At 52.4% G+C, this 17,762-nt stretch carries 18 protein-coding genes; 11 read left to right on the top strand and 7 right to left on the bottom strand.

Translation table 11 applies throughout. The features are described 5' to 3' along the window. Positions 1-22 precede the first annotated feature (22 nt). From OGV94_RS11410 to rimL, 5 genes are all read left to right on the top strand, one after another. Complete coding sequence (locus OGV94_RS11410; RefSeq protein WP_043016237.1) at positions 23-925, top strand: manganese-dependent inorganic pyrophosphatase; 903 nt, start codon at positions 23-25, stop codon at positions 923-925. 120 nt (positions 926-1,045) lie between these two features. Further along, entirely contained in the window at positions 1,046-2,389 is a 1,344-nt protein-coding gene (gene hglS, locus OGV94_RS11405; RefSeq protein ID WP_043016238.1) for a 2-oxoadipate dioxygenase/decarboxylase HglS, read from the top strand. Positions 2,390-2,582: 193 nt separating this feature from the next. Continuing rightward, positions 2,583-4,238, top strand: coding sequence for a glucan biosynthesis protein D (locus OGV94_RS11400; RefSeq protein WP_047411098.1), 1,656 nt, complete (start codon positions 2,583-2,585; stop codon positions 4,236-4,238). A 167-nt stretch (positions 4,239-4,405) separates the two neighbouring features. Beyond that, the gene (locus OGV94_RS11395) at positions 4,406-4,630 is read left to right on the top strand and encodes an HP1242/YdcH family protein (RefSeq protein WP_043016240.1); all 225 of its coding nucleotides are present in this window, start codon (positions 4,406-4,408) and stop codon (positions 4,628-4,630) included. Between the two features lie 91 nt (positions 4,631-4,721). After that, on the top strand, positions 4,722-5,267 hold the full coding sequence (rimL, locus tag OGV94_RS11390; RefSeq protein ID WP_181633750.1) for a 50S ribosomal protein L7/L12-serine acetyltransferase: 546 nt from the start codon (positions 4,722-4,724) through the stop codon (positions 5,265-5,267). Here the strand turns inward: rimL and ydcK are convergent. After that, a complete protein-coding gene (gene ydcK, locus OGV94_RS11385) occupies positions 5,259-6,239 on the bottom strand; it encodes a YdcK family protein (RefSeq protein WP_181633749.1) in 981 nt (326 codons plus the stop codon). The genes rimL and ydcK overlap by 9 nt on opposite strands. A gap of 113 nt (positions 6,240-6,352) precedes the next feature. On the opposite strand from ydcK, the gene tehA reads away from it, so the two are divergent. The 3 genes from tehA to OGV94_RS11370 all read left to right on the top strand — a co-directional run bounded on the left by tehA (position 6,353) and on the right by OGV94_RS11370 (position 8,777). Further along, the gene (gene tehA / locus OGV94_RS11380; RefSeq protein WP_043016243.1) at positions 6,353-7,354 is read left to right on the top strand and encodes a dicarboxylate transporter/tellurite-resistance protein TehA; all 1,002 of its coding nucleotides are present in this window, start codon (positions 6,353-6,355) and stop codon (positions 7,352-7,354) included. Then, on the top strand, positions 7,354-7,950 hold the full coding sequence (gene tehB, locus OGV94_RS11375; RefSeq protein WP_043016244.1) for a tellurite resistance methyltransferase TehB: 597 nt from the start codon (positions 7,354-7,356) through the stop codon (positions 7,948-7,950). Before tehA ends, tehB begins: the two co-directional genes overlap by 1 nt. 155 nt (positions 7,951-8,105) lie before the next feature. Continuing rightward, complete coding sequence (locus OGV94_RS11370; RefSeq protein WP_043016245.1) at positions 8,106-8,777, top strand: DUF3313 domain-containing protein; 672 nt, start codon at positions 8,106-8,108, stop codon at positions 8,775-8,777. 40 nt (positions 8,778-8,817) lie between these two features. On the opposite strand, the gene OGV94_RS11365 is transcribed toward OGV94_RS11370, so the two are convergent. Next, positions 8,818-9,726 (bottom strand): DMT family transporter, encoded by a 909-nt coding sequence (locus OGV94_RS11365; protein ID WP_043016246.1) that lies wholly within the window; start codon positions 9,724-9,726, stop codon positions 8,818-8,820. Positions 9,727-9,909: 183 nt separating this feature from the next. Between OGV94_RS11365 and OGV94_RS11360 the strand changes: the two genes are divergently transcribed. After that, entirely contained in the window at positions 9,910-10,779 is an 870-nt protein-coding gene (locus tag OGV94_RS11360; protein ID WP_043016247.1) for a helix-turn-helix domain-containing protein, read from the top strand. On the opposite strand, the gene OGV94_RS11355 is transcribed toward OGV94_RS11360, so the two are convergent. Beyond that, positions 10,762-11,928 (bottom strand): benzoate/H(+) symporter BenE family transporter, encoded by a 1,167-nt coding sequence (locus tag OGV94_RS11355; protein WP_286523361.1) that lies wholly within the window; start codon positions 11,926-11,928, stop codon positions 10,762-10,764. The two genes, OGV94_RS11360 and OGV94_RS11355, sit on opposite strands and share 18 nt — an antisense overlap. 105 nt (positions 11,929-12,033) lie before the next feature. Between OGV94_RS11355 and OGV94_RS11350 the strand changes: the two genes are divergently transcribed. Further along, entirely contained in the window at positions 12,034-12,570 is a 537-nt protein-coding gene (locus OGV94_RS11350; RefSeq protein ID WP_286523359.1) for a helix-turn-helix domain-containing protein, read from the top strand. Positions 12,571-12,649: 79 nt separating this feature from the next. Then, positions 12,650-14,626 carry a peptidase U32 family protein gene (locus OGV94_RS11345; RefSeq protein ID WP_286523357.1) on the top strand — a complete coding sequence of 659 codons (1,977 nt, stop codon included), beginning with the start codon at positions 12,650-12,652 and terminating at the stop codon, positions 14,624-14,626. On the opposite strand, the gene OGV94_RS11340 is transcribed toward OGV94_RS11345, so the two are convergent. The 4 genes from OGV94_RS11340 to OGV94_RS11325 form a co-directional block, all read right to left on the bottom strand. Next, complete coding sequence (locus OGV94_RS11340) at positions 14,614-14,844, bottom strand: DUF2554 family protein (RefSeq protein ID WP_043016251.1); 231 nt, start codon at positions 14,842-14,844, stop codon at positions 14,614-14,616. The genes OGV94_RS11345 and OGV94_RS11340 overlap by 13 nt on opposite strands. A 189-nt stretch (positions 14,845-15,033) precedes the next feature. Next, positions 15,034-15,159, bottom strand: a complete 126-nt coding sequence (locus OGV94_RS11335; protein ID WP_003020230.1) for a DUF2474 domain-containing protein — start codon at positions 15,157-15,159, stop codon at positions 15,034-15,036. Next, the gene (gene cydB, locus OGV94_RS11330) at positions 15,159-16,169 is read right to left on the bottom strand and encodes a cytochrome d ubiquinol oxidase subunit II (RefSeq protein ID WP_043016252.1); all 1,011 of its coding nucleotides are present in this window, start codon (positions 16,167-16,169) and stop codon (positions 15,159-15,161) included. The genes OGV94_RS11335 and cydB overlap by 1 nt, the downstream gene beginning before the upstream one ends. Further along, positions 16,169-17,572: a cytochrome ubiquinol oxidase subunit I gene (locus OGV94_RS11325; protein ID WP_199994722.1), complete on the bottom strand. Its 1,404-nt coding sequence runs from the start codon at positions 17,570-17,572 to the stop codon at positions 16,169-16,171. The genes cydB and OGV94_RS11325 overlap by 1 nt, the downstream gene beginning before the upstream one ends. Positions 17,573-17,762: the final 190 nt, after the last annotated feature.

Genomic DNA, 17,762 nt, shown 5'->3' with positions numbered 1-17,762 from the left:
TCTCTTCACAAGGCACTGATTAATGATACATGTAATAGGGCACCTTAACCCCGACAGCGATGCCATTTGTACTGCTGCCATGACGGCGCGTTGGCTTACTTTACGTGGCCAACAGGCGACGGCATGGCGTCTGGGCGAACCGAACCGCGAAACGCAATTTATTTTTGAGCATGCGGGGCTGGAAATGCCTGAACGGCTGACGTTCGAACTGACCGATAGTGATGTCTGGCTGGTCGATTTTACCGAGCCGGCCCAGGGGCCGGAATCGCTGGCAGAAAGTAACGTGGTGGGAATTATCGATCATCACCGACTCGGTGGATTAGTGACTCGCCTGCCGCCAGAAGTGTGGGTGAAGCCCGTCGGCAGCAGCGCGACGCTGTTATGGCAACTGATGACGGAAGATGAGCGTAACCAGCTGTCTGCCGCTGAGGCCGTTTTACTGCTGGGCGCCGCGCTTAGTGACACTGTCACGCTTCGTTCGCCAACGACCACCTCCGACGATCGCCTGGCCGTGGATGAGCTGGCCCAAAAAACCGGTGTGGACCTTGACGCTTTTAGTCGCGACCTGCTGTCTGCCAAAACCAGCGTGGATGGGATGAGCGCCCGCGAACTTCTGCACAAAGACATTAAAACTTTCACCATCCATGGACATTCGGTCTGTGTGGCGCAGCTTGAACTGTATGCGCTGCAACAGGTGGATGCCGTGCTGGCCGATCTTCGTCTGGAAATGGCGCGCTATGCAGAGGAAAAGAATGCTGCGCTGGTGGTACTGATGCTCACCGATATTAATCTGGGCGACACCAGCCTGTGGTTCGCCGGTTCTGAGCTCGCAGACATCCCGCAGCCCTGCAAAGTTGAAGGTATGCTCAGCCGTAAAAAACAGATGCTGCCCTGGCTGGAAAGTCATTTAAAACCACGCCAGTAGGTTTTGTTCGCCGTCTGTATAGGTGGGAAGTTTACGCGGGGTCACACTTTGTAAATTCTTCCCACCGGAGTCAGCGGTGTTTTCTACACTCCAGGTAATATTCACTGGAGACATGACATTATGGCGAACACCATCACGGCAGATGAGATTCGGGAACAATTTTCGCAGGCAATGTCAGCAATGTACCAGCAGGAAGTCCCGCAATATGGCACGTTGCTGGAACTTGTCGCTGATGTGAATCTGGCGGTATTGGAAAATAATCCCACGCTGCATGAAAAACTGGCTAATGCAGATGAGCTGGCCCGACTCAACGTTGAGCGCCACGGCGCTATTCGGGTGGGTACTGCGCAAGAACTTTCTACGCTGCGCCGGATGTTTGCCATTATGGGCATGTATCCGGTGAGTTATTACGATCTCTCCCAGGCCGGCGTGCCTGTACATTCCACCGCTTTTCGTCCCATCGACGATGCGTCGCTTTCGCGCAACCCGTTTCGGGTATTCACCTCGTTATTACGACTCGAATTAATCGAAAACGCCGCGCTGCGGCAGAAGGCCGCGGAGATCCTCGCAAAACGAGACATTTTCACCCGGCGTTGTCATGCACTGTTGGATGAGTTTGATGCGCAGGGCAGTTTTACGCCTGAGCAGGCGCAGGAGTTTGTGCATGAGGCGCTGGAAACTTTTCGCTGGCATCAGCATGCCACGGTCGATGAAGCGACCTATCACGCATTACACAACGAACACCGGCTGATTGCCGATGTGGTGTGTTTCCCCGGTTGTCATATCAACCACCTGACGCCGCGTACGCTGGATATTGACCGGGTACAGTCAATGATGCCGGAATGCGGCATTGAGCCGAAAATATTGATTGAAGGGCCGCCGCGCCGCGAGGTGCCGATTTTATTACGTCAGACCAGTTTCAAAGCGCTGGAAGAACCGGTGTTGTTTGCCGGAGAAATGCGCGGCACTCACACGGCGCGTTTTGGCGAGATCGAACAGCGCGGCGTGGCCCTGACGCCGAAAGGCAGAGCGTTGTACGACGAGTTGCTGAATAACGCGGGAACGGGAAAAGACAACCTGACACACCAGCTACATCTTCAGGAGGTGTTCAAAGCCTTCCCGGACAGCGAATTCCTGCTGCGCCAGCAGGGACTCGCCTGGTTCCGCTATCGTCTGACGCCATCAGGCGAAGCGCATCGGCAGGCGATTCGCCCGGATGACGACCCGCAGCCGCTCATTGAACGGGGCTGGCTGGTTGCGCAACCCATCACCTACGAAGATTTTTTACCGGTGAGCGCCGCGGGAATTTTCCAGTCTAATCTGGGGAATGAAACTCAGGCTCGCAGCCACGGGAATTCCAGCCGCGACGCGTTTGAACAGGCATTGGGGTGCGCGGTTTATGATGAGTTCGCGCTGTATCAGGAGGCGCAAGATCGAAGTAAACGTCGGTGTGGTTTACTTTAATGGAATTTACATGGGATTCGGTCTGTTCCCATCGACATAAAATATTTTCGATTTTGTACAGATAATCGGCGACCAACAATTGGATTATTAATGAATTTTGTCTAGAGTGAGCGGTCAGAAATGTGCACTCTCTTGCCGCTGATTTTGACCGGCGCGGGACCATTTACACGACCAGAAGGACTCACTTTCAGGCATGAATCGCAGACGATTTATTAAAGGTTCAATGGCAATGGCCGCCGTGTGCGGAACCAGTGGTATTGCATCACTCTTTTCCCGCGCCGCCTTTGCGGCAGAGTCTGACATTGCAGACGGAAAAACCGTACGTTTTGATTTTTCCGTTCTGCAATCGATGGCCCATGACTTAGCACAGAAGCCCTGGGGCGGCGCACCGCGCGCGTTACCGGACACGCTGGCGAAACTGACGCCGCAGGCCTACAACAGCATTCAATATGACGCAGAGCAGTCTCTGTGGAACAACGTTGAAAATCGTCAGCTTGATGCACAGTTCTTCCATGTGGGAATGGGCTTCCGTCGCCGTGTACGCATGTTCTCGGTTGATGGCAGTACGCATATGGCGCGTGAAATTCACTTCCGTCCGGAACTGTTTAAATACAACGATGCGGGTGTGGATACCAAACAGCTGGAAGGGCAGACTGACCTCGGATTCGCCGGATTCCGCGTGTTTAAAGCGCCAGAACTGGCTCGCCGCGATGTCGTTTCTTTCCTGGGCGCCAGTTATTTCCGCGCCGTGGATGACACCTACCAGTACGGTTTATCGGCCCGCGGTCTGGCGGTAGATACCTACACCGACAGCAAAGAAGAGTTTCCTGATTTCACCTCTTTCTGGTTCGAAACGGTTAAACCGGGCGCAACCTCCTTTACCGTGTATGCGCTTCTCGACAGCCCTAGCGTAACGGGCGCATTCAAGTTTGTGATCCACTGCGAGAAAACGCAGGTGATCATGGATGTACAAAACCATATTTACGCGCGTAAAGACATCAAGCAGCTCGGCATTGCGCCGATGACCAGCATGTTCAGCTGCGGCAATAATGAACGTCGGATGTGCGACACTATTCACCCGCAAATTCATGACTCCGATCGTCTGGCGATGTGGCGGGGCAATGGCGAGTGGATCTGCCGCCCGCTGAATAACCCGCAAAAACTGCAGTTCAACGCCTATACCGATAACAACCCGAAAGGGTTTGGCTTGCTGCAGCTCGATCGCGACTTCTCCCATTACCAGGACATTATGGGCTGGTATAACAAACGTCCAAGCCTGTGGGTCGAACCGCGTAACCAGTGGGGCAAAGGGACCATCGGCCTGATGGAGATCCCAACGACCGGTGAAACGCTGGATAACGTCGTCTGCTTCTGGCAGCCGGATAAGAAGATCAAAGCCGGCGATGAGCTGGAATTCAAATATCGCCTGTACTGGAGCGCTCAGCCGCCGGTGCGTTCGCCGTTGGCTCGCGTGATGGCGACCCGGACTGGCATGGGCGGTTTCCCGGAAGGATGGGCGCCGGGCGAGCACTACCCGGAAAAATGGGCGCGTCGTTTTGCCGTTGATTTCGTCGGCGGCGACCTGAAAGCGGCTGCGCCGAAGGGTATTGAACCGGTAATTACGCTCTCCAGCGGTGAAGCGAAACAGATTGAGATCCTCTACGTGGAACCTATCGACGGTTATCGCATTCAGTTTGACTGGTATCCGACCTCTGACTCAACCGATCCGGTAGATATGCGTATGTTCCTGCGTTGTCAGGGCGACGCCATCAGCGAAACCTGGCTGTATCAGTACTTCCCGCCAGCGCCGGATAAACGTCAGTACGTTGACGACCGCGAGATGCGTTAATCACTTCCTTTACGGCTCTCCAGATGGGGAGCCGTACCTGCAATCCTCCTCATAACGACTCTGTACACTATTTACTCGATCCTGTTCGCATTTTTCTGTATGCCAAATGGGTACTCTGTGGGTGTGTATTTCTTATACACATTATTGTCCACTAACAGGGAGAAAGTATGTTTCCAGAATACAGAGACCTTATTTCCCGACTGAAAACCGAGAACCCTCGCTTTCTGTCCTTATTCGAAAAACACAACAGCCTTGATCATGAGATCTCCAGACTGGAAGGTTCGGATGGTCGGGGGTATAGTTTGGACATTGTTCGCCTTAAGAAACAGAAACTCCACCTGAAGGAAGATCTGCTCAAAATATTGCAAAAAGAGAGTGTCAGCGAGAGCTAAGCAAAACGGCACTTGCTGTGTAAAAGGGCTTCCAAAAGGGAAGCCCTTCCTGTTTTTATTTAATGAGATTAACCAGCATAACGGAATGAAAATGTCAGAAGTGATTACCATCAATGACACGTTAGAACTGCGTGCCGTAGAAGAGCAACACGTCACACCTCTGCATCAGTTGGTGCTTAAAAATAAAACCTGGCTCCAGCAGTCGCTAAACTGGCCGCAGTTTGTTGCCTCTGAGGAAGACACCCGCAAGAACGTGCAGGGCAATATGATGCTGCACCAGCGCGGTTACGCCAAAATGTTCCTTATTTTTGCGCAACAAACTGTGGTGGGCGTCATCTCGTTTAACCAGATAGAACCGCTGAACAAAGCGGCTTATATTGGCTACTGGCTGGATAAGGAGCAGCAGGGAAAAGGCATCATGACCCTGGCGTTACAGGCATTGATTCATCATTTTGCACAGCGTCAGGAGATCCGCCGCTTTGTGATTAAATGTCGTGTGGAGAACGTTGAGAGCAACCAGGTGGCATTGCGCAATGGCTTCCAACTGGAAGGATGTTTACGTCAAGCGGAGTTCCTCAATGGCGATTACCATGATGTGAATCTCTACGCTCGTATCATTGATGCTCCCTCAGAATAAGCCTGCGATAGGCGTGCGCGTAATGCGCTGCTCACCGTTGATCACCTTCGGCCCGCGCAGATGAATAGCATCGCCATCAAACGCTTCAATGTGCGCCTGGTCGGTTATTTCAATATGATGCTCGATCAGCACTTCGCCCTGCACGCAGGCGTGACCTTCAATCAGGATATGACCATCAAGCTGGAGCGGCCCACCGCGTAAATGCGCGTGACCGCCGACCAGCACATGGTGTTTCAGCACGCAGTTACCTTCAACCACCGCGTGCTCCGCCACCTGTGAGCTGTAGCGCAGGGTAGGAATAGCGTCTTCTCCGGTTCCGGCGACGACGCGCGCATGGCCGTAGACTTTGGCACAATCGCAAATCCAGACATTGTTCTCTTCATTACCTTCCACTTGGGCGAACTCAAAAACTTCCGCCCGATGTTCGATAAACGCATAGTTGATTTGCGCATCGCCATAGATCTGCGCCTGATGAACCACCCGAGAATGACTGACGGTGGCCCGTTCGTAAATTTGCAGAAGCTGGTCGCGTTCACGGGTTAGCCCCCTGGCGGCGATGATTTCAGAGCCACACATAACGCGCGCATCACCGAAGAGAAGGCACTCACCGCGAACCACCGAATCCTGAATGGTGACGTTGTCACGTATTTGCGCGTTATGGCTGATTTCAGCCCGGTCAATCCACACGGCATCGCTAATCTGCGCGCCATCTCTGACTACGCTTGACTGGGTAATGCGGGCGTTTCCTGTAATCGTCGCCCCGGCAAACGCGAGCGCGTTTTCATCGTAAATCCAGCAGTCGCCGCTTTGCGACAATACGCATTCGTCATCAATCCAGCCGCCCGGTGTACCGGCCTGGACATCACTAAAATCAGTGAGCGCAATGATTTGGCGTAGTAATACGCTTTTTTTATTGCCATTATCCTGGTAACTAAAGGAACGAGGCTCATCGCCCAGACGATATTTGGTCATAGCTCATTTCCGTGTGGCGCACCTTAGTTAAACGTAGCAAAGTTTTCCGCACTGGCTAAATCAGCGGAAATTCCATAAAATGCATTTCAAATATACTTTAAAAAATAAACAAAATGAGTAAGAGCAAACAGAGTGAGCGGGTCCTCAATCTTCCGGCCGGTTATTTTGGCATGGTACTGGGCATCATCGGGATGGGATTCGCGTGGCGTTATGCCAGTCAGGTGTGGCCAGTGAGCCACCGGATTGGCGACGGTTTAGTGATTCTCGCCATGGTCATTTGGGGGCTGCTGACGCTGGCCTTTCTGAGCCGTTTACTGCGTTTTCCACATAGCGTATTGGCGGAAATTCGTCACCCGGTGATGAGTAGCTTTGTCAGTCTGTTTCCGGCCACCACGATGTTGGTAGCGATTGGTTTTGTCCCATGGTATCGACCGCTGGCAATTGGATTGTTCAGCATTGGGGTGGTGATACAGCTGGCATACGCGGCCTGGCAAACGGCAGGGTTATGGCGCGGTGCGCATCCAGAGGAAGCCACCACGCCGGGTCTGTATCTGCCAACCGTCGCCAATAACTTTATCAGCGCAATGGCCTGTGGAGCGCTTGGTTTCAATGATGCAGGATTGGTGTTTTTGGGCGCAGGGGTATTTTCCTGGCTCAGCCTGGAGCCAGTGATTCTGCAACGTTTACGTAGCTGCGGCGAGCTGCCTGCGGTTTTACGAACCTCACTTGGCATTCAACTGGCGCCTGCGCTGGTCGCCTGCAGCGCCTGGCTTAGCGTCAACGGCGGCGAGGGCGATACGTTAGCTAAAATGCTGTTCGGCTATGGTTTGCTGCAACTTCTGTTCATGCTACGCCTTATGCCGTGGTATTTGTCACAGCCATTTAATGCGTCTTTCTGGAGCTTCTCGTTTGGCGTGTCGGCTTTGGCGACAACAGGGCTGCACCTGGGGCACGGAAGCGATTCGGGATTTTTTCATACGCTGTCGATCCCACTGTTTATTTTTACCAATTTTATCATTGCATTATTACTGGTACGTACGTTTGCATTGCTGATGCAGGGAAAACTGCTCATCCGCACGGAGCGTACTGCATTACTGAAATCTGAGGATAAATAATGACCCTTTGCGACGAAAACTACTTTACTGAGAAATACGATTTAACCCGTACACATTCCGATGTCGTTGAAGCGGCAAAAATTGTAAAACCGGGCAAAACGTTGGATCTGGGCTGCGGTAACGGTCGTAACAGCCTGTACCTTGCGGCAAACGGTTATGACGTGACAGCATGGGATAAAAACCCCATGAGCATCGCTAATCTTGAAAGGATCAAAGCCGCTGAAGGGCTGACTAATCTGCAGGCGAATGTTGCGGACCTCAACGCATTACGCTTTGATGGCGAATATGATTTTATTCTGTCTACCGTTGTGCTGATGTTCCTTGAAGCCAAAACTATCCCTGGCCTTATTGAAAATATGCAACGTTGCACGAAACCGGGTGGATATAACTTAATCGTTGCGGCGATGGATACCGATGATTTCCCGTGCACCGTTGGTTTTCCGTTCGCATTTAAAGCCGGAGAATTACGCAACTATTACAACGGGTGGGATCTGCTGAAATATAACGAAGACGTGGGCGAACTTCATCGTACGGATGAAAACGGTAATCGAATTAAACTGCGCTTTGCCACAATGCTGGCACGTAAAACTGCCTGAGTCTCCCGTCTGGGTTAACTCTTTCTGCGTTCAGCATTTTTTGTGCTGAGCGCAGAGATAAAATTGTGCGGTGCTTACCATTTTTAGTACATCTAAAATGAAACTGTTTTGCTATCCTTTTTAGGCATCATTGCGAAAACTAAAGGGATCGTTTCATGCGTACTCAAACTTTATTTAAAGTTGCAGTGCTTACTGGCTTGTTGGCATTATCCGGCTGTGCGTCAAAAGTAACCGAGCCGGAAAAATATTCTGGGTTTTTAAAAAATTACTCTGATCTGAAGGAAACAAAATCAGCATCGGGACAAACGGTACTCCGTTGGGTTGATCCGAGCTACAACGAATCCAAATATGACAACATTGTTTATAACCCGGTAACGTATTATCCGGTTCCTAAGCCTACTACGCAGGTAGGGCAGCAGGTTCTTGATCAACTGCTGACCTATACCAATACACAGTTGAAATCCGCTATCAGCAAGCGTAAACCGCTGGTGGCTACCCCTGGACCACGTAGCCTGATTTTCCGCGGAGCGATTACCGGTGTTGCGACCAGCAAAGAAGGGCTGCAGTTCTATGAAGTGGTTCCGGTTGCCCTGCTCGTTGCAGGAACGCAAATGGCGACGGGTCACCGTACCATGGATACCAACCTCTATTTCGAGGGTGAGTTGATTGATGCGGCGACCAATAAACCAGTGATTAAAGTTGTACGTAAGGGTGAAGGCAAAGACCTGAACAACGAAAGCACGCCGATGGCGTTCGAGACGTTGAAGAAAGTTGTTGATGACATGGCGACTGATGCCACCATGTTTGACGTGAATAAAAAACCATAATAATAATGAAGAACGCACCATCCCTGGATGGTGCGTTTTTTTATGCCGTCCGGCGTCGATATAATAGTTTACCCATCAGCGCTTCTGGTCGGGCAAACATCACCATGTTCCCCAGTAATATCAATACGAGTCCGGCAATCGCATTAACCTGCCAGACGTATCCTTCATACAATGTTGATAGCGTCAGCGCGACCAACGGGAAAAGCAACGTACTGTATGCCGCCTTACTGGGGCCAATGCGACCTACCAGTGTGAAATACGCGCCGAAGGCAATCACTGAGCCAAAAATAGCCAGATACAACAGCGCGCTAAGATAGCTGAATGTCCACTGCGGCGTGAAGTTGTCACCGCGCACCAGCGCAATGGCGGCGATCAGCAGCGTACCGTACAGCATGGCCCAACTGTTGGTTGTTAACACTTCCAGCCCTTTTTTCTGGTGACGCAGGCTGATCATATTACCCAATGAGAAGCCGAAGGTTCCCAAAGCGCTTAAACCGATGCCCAGCAGCAGTGAATGGTTGAACCCGCTGTTGATCAAATCTTGCCAGAATAGGGTAACAATGCCCGTCAGTCCCAGACCGGCTGCAATATAAAAGCGCAGCGGTGGTTTTTGCCCAAAAAAGATGAAGCTATTGATCGCATTGAACAGGACTGCCATTGAGAAAATCACCGACTCCAGGCCGGTATTAATCCACGCTGCAGCGGTATAAAAGCACCAGAAATTGAAGCAAAAAACGCATCCGCCCTGTAACAGGCAAAACAGATGATCGCGGCCAGACAGTTTGCGTAATTTACCGCTAACCAGCAGGATAACTATCATCACCGAACTGGCAACGGCAAAGCGCCAAAAAATAGAAACCGGCGCAGAAACCGGGCCTTGCTGCAAATAAATCGCAATCCATGTCGTTCCCCAAATGACCACCACCAGGCAGTACAACAGTGCGTTCATACAACTCTCTCTTTTTGTCGTCAGGCTCACACTGTGTCATGTCTGGTGGCAGGAGGCTTTCATCGGCTTGCGGCGGACTTGCAAAATCTTGCGCTTTTTTAGCGTAAAAGCGAAAAGGCAGCTGTTAACAATATGTGGCTGTTATAGACTGAAAGCCTGCTAACTTATTTTGAATGTGATGGTATGCCTCAGCCCTACGATGCCTTTGAAAACTTACGCAAACATAATGCCGTGCTGCATGAATCGGTTGCGTTACATTCAGGGATCCAACTGGCGGCCTGGTCAAATAAGCGTGATACCATCACTCAGTATTGCGATCACCATACGCTCAGTTTATACATCGCGGATGGCTACGAGAGTTACCACAAAACGGCGGGAGGCTGGAAGAATGGCGGGGGACCTGACCGTTTTTGCCTGATGCCGAAAGAAAGCGAGTCAAGTTGGGATATCCGCGACGATCTCTCCTTTGTTCACCTGTATTGTACCGACGCTCATCTGCGCGAGGTGGGTGAAAAAGTCTGGGACAAAAGCCCCTATAGCTTTACGCTGGACGAGCATACATTTGGCAGTGACCCGGGGATTACGGCGGTTTACCGTCAGTTTTTGCTTGGTAACGACTGGCAGCAACCGGCCAATCATCTCACGCTCAGCGCTGCCTCTTCGCTGCTGTTAACGCATCTGATCCAGCATTACAGTAATGTTCAATGGCGACTGCCTACCGTCACTGGAGGACTGGCGCCGGCCACCTTACGCAACGTGCTGGCCTATATTGACGCGCATCTGGCGTACCCAATAACCCTGAGCGACCTCGCAAGCGAGGCGGCGCTTAGTGAATTCCACTTTGCCAGAATGTTTCGCCAGTCGATGAAAACGGCACCGCATCAGTACGTGATGCAACGCCGTATGGCGCTGGCGCAGCATCTGGTCTGTTACTCTTCACGCAGTTTGTCGGACATTGCGATGGCCTGCGGATTCAGTTCTGCGAGCCATTTTAGTAATCGGTTTAAACAGGTAACGGGTAAAACGCCAACGCAGTTACGTGCGGCGAAATAACGTCAACACTGCGTAGCAGATACCGCCGACCACTAATCCCCAGAATGCAGAGCCAACACCCAGTAACGTCAGGCCGCTGGCCGTGACCAGAAACGTAACAATAGCTGCATCGCGCTCTGCTTCATTATGCAATGCCTGATATAAACTACCGCTAATCGTCCCGAGCAAAGCAAGACCGGCCAGCATCTGGATCCAACTTACCGGCAGGGCCGCCATCATTCCTGTGACCGAACCGCCAAACACCCCAGCCAGAAGATAGAAAACACCAGCAGCGGCGGCGGCGAGCCAGCGCCGTTTAGCATCAGGATGCGCTTCGGGGCTTTGGCAAATTGCGGCGGTGATAGCGGCAATGCAAATGGAATAGACGCCAAACGGTGAAAACAACAGGGCCAGCAGGCCGGTAAAGACAATGAGTGGTGAAACGGGTAACGAATAACCCGACGCATTCATAGTGGCAATACCTGGAGCATTTTGCGAAGCCATAGTGACCAGAAACAGCGGTAGTGCAATGCTGATACTGTGGGCCAAAGAAAAGTGGGGGGCAATAAACGCTGGCATCATCGGCGACAGATCCACTCCGCTAGTGACAACGTCACCTTTCATCAGCGCGATAGCAATACCCGCCAGCATCGCGGCGATCGTTGCATACCGTGGGGCTGTGACTTTAAATAACAGCCACGCCACCAGCATACTACCGCACAAAATAAGCTCACTGTTGAGGCTATTAAACGCCTGCAGACCAAAACGCAGCAGGATCCCAGCCAGCATGGCTGATGCCAGTGAATGGGGGATTATTTTCATCAGACGGGCAAACAGCCCGGTTACGCCGCACAACACAATCAACGCATTAGCTACGATAAAAACGCCGATGGCATCCTGAATTGTGACGCCTTGCAGGCCCGTCACCAGCAGCGCAGCGCCGGGCGTTGACCAGGCTGTGAGCACAGGGGCGCGATACCATAACGTCAGCGCCAGCGTACTGATACCCATTGCTATTCCCAGCGCGGTCATCCAGCCCGCGATTTGTTCAGTCGTCGCACCTGCGGCCAGAGCCGCTTGCCAGATAATGGCAGCCGAGCTGGCGTAGCCGACCAGGACAGCCACGAAGCCCGATAGTACGGTGGGCAGAGGGATGGAAAATGCACGCATAGTGACTCCGTGTGCGTTATAACGGTCAATCACTGTAGCACTGTGCGTTATAGCGCACAAGTGTTAAGCTGTAGCCCTGAGAAGGGAGAGTTAGGAAGGAGAAAAATGGATAACTTAACCCACTATCTGGCCACAACGCTCAGAACGCTTCGTCACCAGCGGGAATGGAGTCTGTCGCGTCTGGCGGAGGAAACCGGCGTGTCGAAAGCCATGCTGGGGCAAATTGAGCGCAACGAATCCAGCCCAACGGTGGCGACATTGTGGAAAATTGCCACCGGACTGAACGTCCCGTTTTCGACCTTCATTTCACCACCGGAGTCAGACAGTGCGCCAATATTTGATCCCCAGCAGCAGGCGATGGTCGTCACACCGCTGTTTCCGTGGGATCCGCAGTTGTGCTTCGATCATTTTTCGATACTGCTGGCACCCGGCGCGCTCAGTGAATCGACTCCGCATGAAACCGGCGTGATAGAACACGTGGTGGTGATAAATGGGCTGCTGGATATGTGTATTGAGGGACAGTGGCGCACCATTAAACCCGGCGAGGGGGTGCGTTTTGCCGGAGACAGGGCGCATAGCTACCGTAACGGTCACGAACAAACAGCGCACTTTCATTCGCTGATCCATTACCCGCGTAGTTAATCGGGAAAACTATTCCGAAAAGCCGCGCTTGTGACTACAATAGCCGCCATTTTTATCGCTTGTGGATGATAACAACTGTATGCGCCAGCAGCCTCATCACCTTGAATTGTTAAGCCCGGCCCGGGATACCGCCATTGCGCGTGAAGCCATATTACACGGCGCAGACGCTGTGTACATTGGCGGACCGGGTTTTGGCGCGCGCCATAACGCCAGTAACAGCCTGAAAGATATCGCCGAACTGGTGCCTTTCGCTCATCGTTACGGGGCGAAAATCTTTGTGACGCTAAATACGATCTTGCATGATGATGAGCTGGAGCCCGCGCAGCGGTTAATTACCGATCTGTATCAAACCGGCGTTGATGCCCTGATTGTGCAGGACATGGGAATCCTGGAGCTGGATATTCCGCCCATTGAGCTGCATGCCAGCACTCAATGTGATATTCGCAGCGTCGAGAAGGCGAAGTTTCTTGCTGATGTCGGATTCACCCAGATTGTCCTGGCGCGCGAACTGAACCTTGAGCAGATCAAGGCCATCCATCAGGCTACGGATGCGACTATTGAATTTTTCATTCACGGGGCGCTGTGCGTCGCTTATTCAGGCCAGTGTTATATTTCACATGCGCAAACCGGACGCAGTGCTAACCGCGGCGACTGCTCTCAGGCTTGTCGCTTGCCGTATACCCTGAAAGACGATCAGGGGCGCGTGGTCTCCTATGAAAAACACCTGCTGTCGATGAAAGATAACGATCAGACCGCCAACCTCGGCGCATTGATTGATGCTGGTGTGCGTTCCTTCAAAATTGAAGGGCGCTACAAAGACATGAGCTATGTGAAGAATATTACCGCGCATTATCGTCAGATGCTGGACGCAATCATTGAAGAGCGGGGCGATCTGGCCCGTTCTTCAGCCGGGCGCACCGAACATTTCTTTACGCCATCCACGGAAAAAACCTTCCATCGCGGCAGTACCGATTACTTTGTGAATGCTCGTAAAGGTGATATCGGCGCATTCGACTCACCAAAGTTTATCGGTTTGCCGGTCGGCGAAGTCCTGAAGGTGGCAAAAGATCATCTCGATGTTGAGGTGACAGAACCGCTGGCTAACGGGGATGGCCTGAATGTGTTAATCAAACGCGAAGTGGTCGGATTTCGCGCCAACACCGTAGAAAAAACGGGGCACAATCGTTATCGGGTATGGCCGAATGAAATGCCCGTCGATCTGCACAAAGTACGTGCCAATCACCCGCTGAACCGCAACCTCGATCATAACTGGCAGCAGGCATTGACCAAAACCTCCAGCGAGAGGCGCGTCGCGGTCGATATTGAGTTGGGTGGCTGGCAGGAGCAGTTGATTCTGACGCTCACCAGTGAGGAGGGGGTGAGTATCACCCATACGCTGGATGGCCAGTTCGAGGAAGCGAACAATGCGGAAAAAGCGTTGAGCAACCTGCAGGATGGTCTGGCAAAGCTTGGACAAACGCTTTATTACGCCCGCAGCATTCAGGTGAATCTGCCGGGAGCGCTGTTTGTGCCGAACGGTCAACTGAATCAGTTGCGACGTGAAGCGGTCGACATGCTGGATGCTGCACGTTTGCAAAACTATCAGCGTGGCCGCTGTAAACCGGTTGTACAGCCGCCGCCGGTTTATCCGCAAACGCATCTGAGCTTCCTGGCTAACGTCTATAACCATAAAGCGCGTGAGTTTTATCACCGTTATGGCGTTCAACTGATTGATGCCGCTTATGAAGCACATGAAGAAAAGGGCGATGTGCCGGTGATGATCACTAAACATTGCTTGCGTTTTGCGTTTAACCTGTGTCCGAAACAGGCGAAAGGGAATATCAAAAGCTGGAAAGCTACGCCAATGCAACTGGTTAACGGCGATGAGGTCCTGACGCTGAAATTTGATTGCCGACCATGCGAAATGCACGTGATCGGCAAGATGAAACATCACATTCTGAAGATGCCATTGCCGGGCAGCGTGGTGGCTTCCGTCAGCCCCGAAGAACTGCTGAAAACGTTGCCAAAGCGTAAAACTAAAGGTCAGCTCAGATGAGTATCGGGCTTGCGTGATTTTTGCCAGTAATGGTGTTCGCGAAGATCGGCGGCGGATTCTTCCGCTGTCACTCGCAGTTCATCGCTGTCGGCGGTGTGTCGTAGTAAGTGATCGGCATCCTGCACCTGAAGATACTCATGTCCCTGATTAGTAGCGAAAAGCTGACCGGAAAAAAGCGCGCTGGCCAGCAATAACACCGTTAACCCTTTCTTAAACATCATGCACCCTCTGGTACGTTAGCTGCGGAATTGGCGATAATTTCGCCTGGTGACTATTCAATATTTTAATCGGCATAATGACAATCTCTGTTTTGTCATTTCGATGTTTTTTACATTTTTGTTTAGCCAACGTTGGGATTTGTCACAACCGGGTAGCGCGACGCTGCCCGGTTGTTATCAGGGAGAGATTCAGGACTTAAATCCGGCGGCCGTCATCAGGAGACGAAAGAACATACCAACGGCGGCGAGAGCCAGCACGCTGCCGCCCCAGAGGATCACCAGCCACATCAGGCGTTTCCAGATTGTTTGTTGCATCAATGATACCCCTCACCATGTTGAACTTTGCCGCGAAAAACGTAGTAACTCCAGAAGGTGTACACCAGGATTATCGGGATAATCAGCAGTGCGCCAACCAACATAAAGCCCTGACTTTGCGCCGGAGCCGCCGCCTGCCAGAGCGTAATGGACGGCGGAATGATATGTGGCCAGATACTGATCCCCAGCCCGCTGAACCCAAGAAAAATCAACCCCAGCGTCAATGCAAAAGGCAGCGTATGGCAGTGATGCTGCCCCAGTGAACGCCACAGCCAGATGCTGATAAGCGCAACCAGCAGCGGAACCGGCATCAGGAACCACAGGTTGGGCAGGCTAAACCAACGCTCGGCAATCGCACTGTGCGCCAGCGGCGTCCACAGGCTGATAATGGCAATGACAACCAGCATCGCCAGCAGCAGTTTTTTTGCCACACGGCGCATTTTTTCCTGCAACGGATTTTCGCTTTTCATCACCAGCCACGTCGCTCCCAGCAGAGCGTAGGCTACAACCAGGCCAACGCCGCAGAACAGCGTAAACGGGGTCAGCCAGTCGAAAGGACCGCCGCTGTAGCTGCGTCCGGTGACGGAAAATCCATTGAGTACGGCACCCACCACGACACCCTGGGTGAATGTCGCGAGGATTGAACCGCCGAGAAAAGCTTTATCCCAGAATGGTCGATGCGCCGGCGTGGCTTTAAAACGAAACTCGAAGGCGACGCCGCGAAAAATCAGGCCGATTAGCATCAGTGTCAGCGGGATCGTCAGCGCATCGACAATCACCGCATAGGCCAGGGGGAAAGCGCCGAATAATCCAGCTCCGCCCAGCACCAGCCAGGTTTCATTGCCGTCCCATACCGGGGCGACGCTGTTGACCATCACATCACGGTCATCAGAGTCCTGAATCGCCGGGAATAAGATACCGATCCCAAGATCAAAACCGTCCATCACGATATACATCAACGTGGCGAACACGATAATTACAAACCAGATAACTGATAAATCGATACCCATTAGCGGTGTGCCTCCGGTTGAGAGTCGAGGACGGCAGCAGAAAGCGGCCGGGCAGGCGTGCCGGTGGGCGGAACGGTCGGGTCATCTTCCTGCGGCCCTTTGCGGATCAGGCGGATCATGTAGCTGTAACCCACGCCAAACACCGAGCTGTACACCACAAAGAAGGACAGCAGGCTGATGCTCATATGTAAATCGCCATGGGCGGAAACCGCATCCTCCGTACGTTGCAACCCGTAAACCACCCACGGCTGACGGCCAACTTCAGTAGTCACCCAGCCAGCAAGGATGGCAATCAGACCGGAGGGACCCATCCACAAGGCAAAGCGCAGGAAAGGGCGCGAGGTGTATAAACGTTGCTTATAGCGCAGCCACAGAGCAAATGCGCCCAACAGGATCATCAGCATGCCCAGTCCGGCCATTATGCGAAACGACCAGAACACCATGGTAGAGTTGGGCCTGTCTTCTTTAGGAAACTCTTTAAGGGCCGGAACCTGCTTATCCAGACTATGGGTCAGAATCAGACTGCCCAGCGCCGGGATTTCCAGCCCATAGCGGGTGCGCTCCTGCTCCATATCCGGCCATCCGAACAGCAGTAGAGGAGTCGGTTCACCGGGGCGATTTTCCCAGTGTCCTTCAATCGCGGCAATTTTTGCAGGCTGATGCTTCAGGGTATTCAAACCGTGCATATCGCCAATCAAAGCCTGCAGCGGGGCGACGATTAACGTCATCCATAGCGCCATTGAGAACATGGCGCGAATAGCCGGAGTGTTATTCCCGCGCAATAAATGCCATGCGCCCGACGCTGCGACAAACAGCGCGCTGCTCAGGAAAGCGGCAACGGACATATGCAGCAAACGATAAGGGAATGAAGGATTGAAAATAACGGCGAACCAGTCGACGGGAACGACCTGGCCGTTAACTATTTCGTAACCCTGCGGCGTTTGCATCCAACTGTTGGAGGCGAGGATCCAGAAGGTAGAAATAATAGTACCCAGCGCAACCATACAGGTCGCGAAGAAGTGAAGCCCCGGGCCAACCCGGTTCCAGCCAAACAGCATTACCCCGAGGAAACCTGCTTCAAGGAAGAAGGCGGTGAGCACTTCATAGGTCAGAAGCGGCCCGGTGATGCTACCGGCGAACTCGGAAAAACCGCTCCAGTTGGTGCCGAACTGATAGGCCATCACCAGCCCGGAAACTACGCCCATCCCAAAGTTTACGGCGAATATTTTCGACCAGAAATGGTATAGCGAGCGCCAGACGGGATTTTTCGTTTTTAGCCATAACCCTTCGAGCACCGCCAGATAACTGGCGAGGCCAATGGTAATGGCCGGAAAGATGATGTGAAAGGATACCGTAAACGCGAACTGGATCCTTGCCAGGTGAAACGCGTCAAGACCGAACATGCTTAACTCCGCAGGAAAAATTGATTTAGCGCAATTCTAAGGCTGCGAACCACTCGAAGGCAGAAACAGAACAGTTCTTTTTAACCATAACAGTTGTCGCGCTGTTATAGATTGGCCCGGCTGATAAGAAATCTGGAAGCTGGGTTCCCGTTATTGAATAGCGTCCTCCCCACGCTAGTAATTTTGCGAT

This window comes from Citrobacter sp. Ce006, from assembly GCF_030336535.1.
GTDB lineage: Bacteria > Pseudomonadota > Gammaproteobacteria > Enterobacterales > Enterobacteriaceae > Citrobacter > Citrobacter europaeus.
This window is presented reverse-complemented; position numbering and strand designations above follow the sequence as displayed.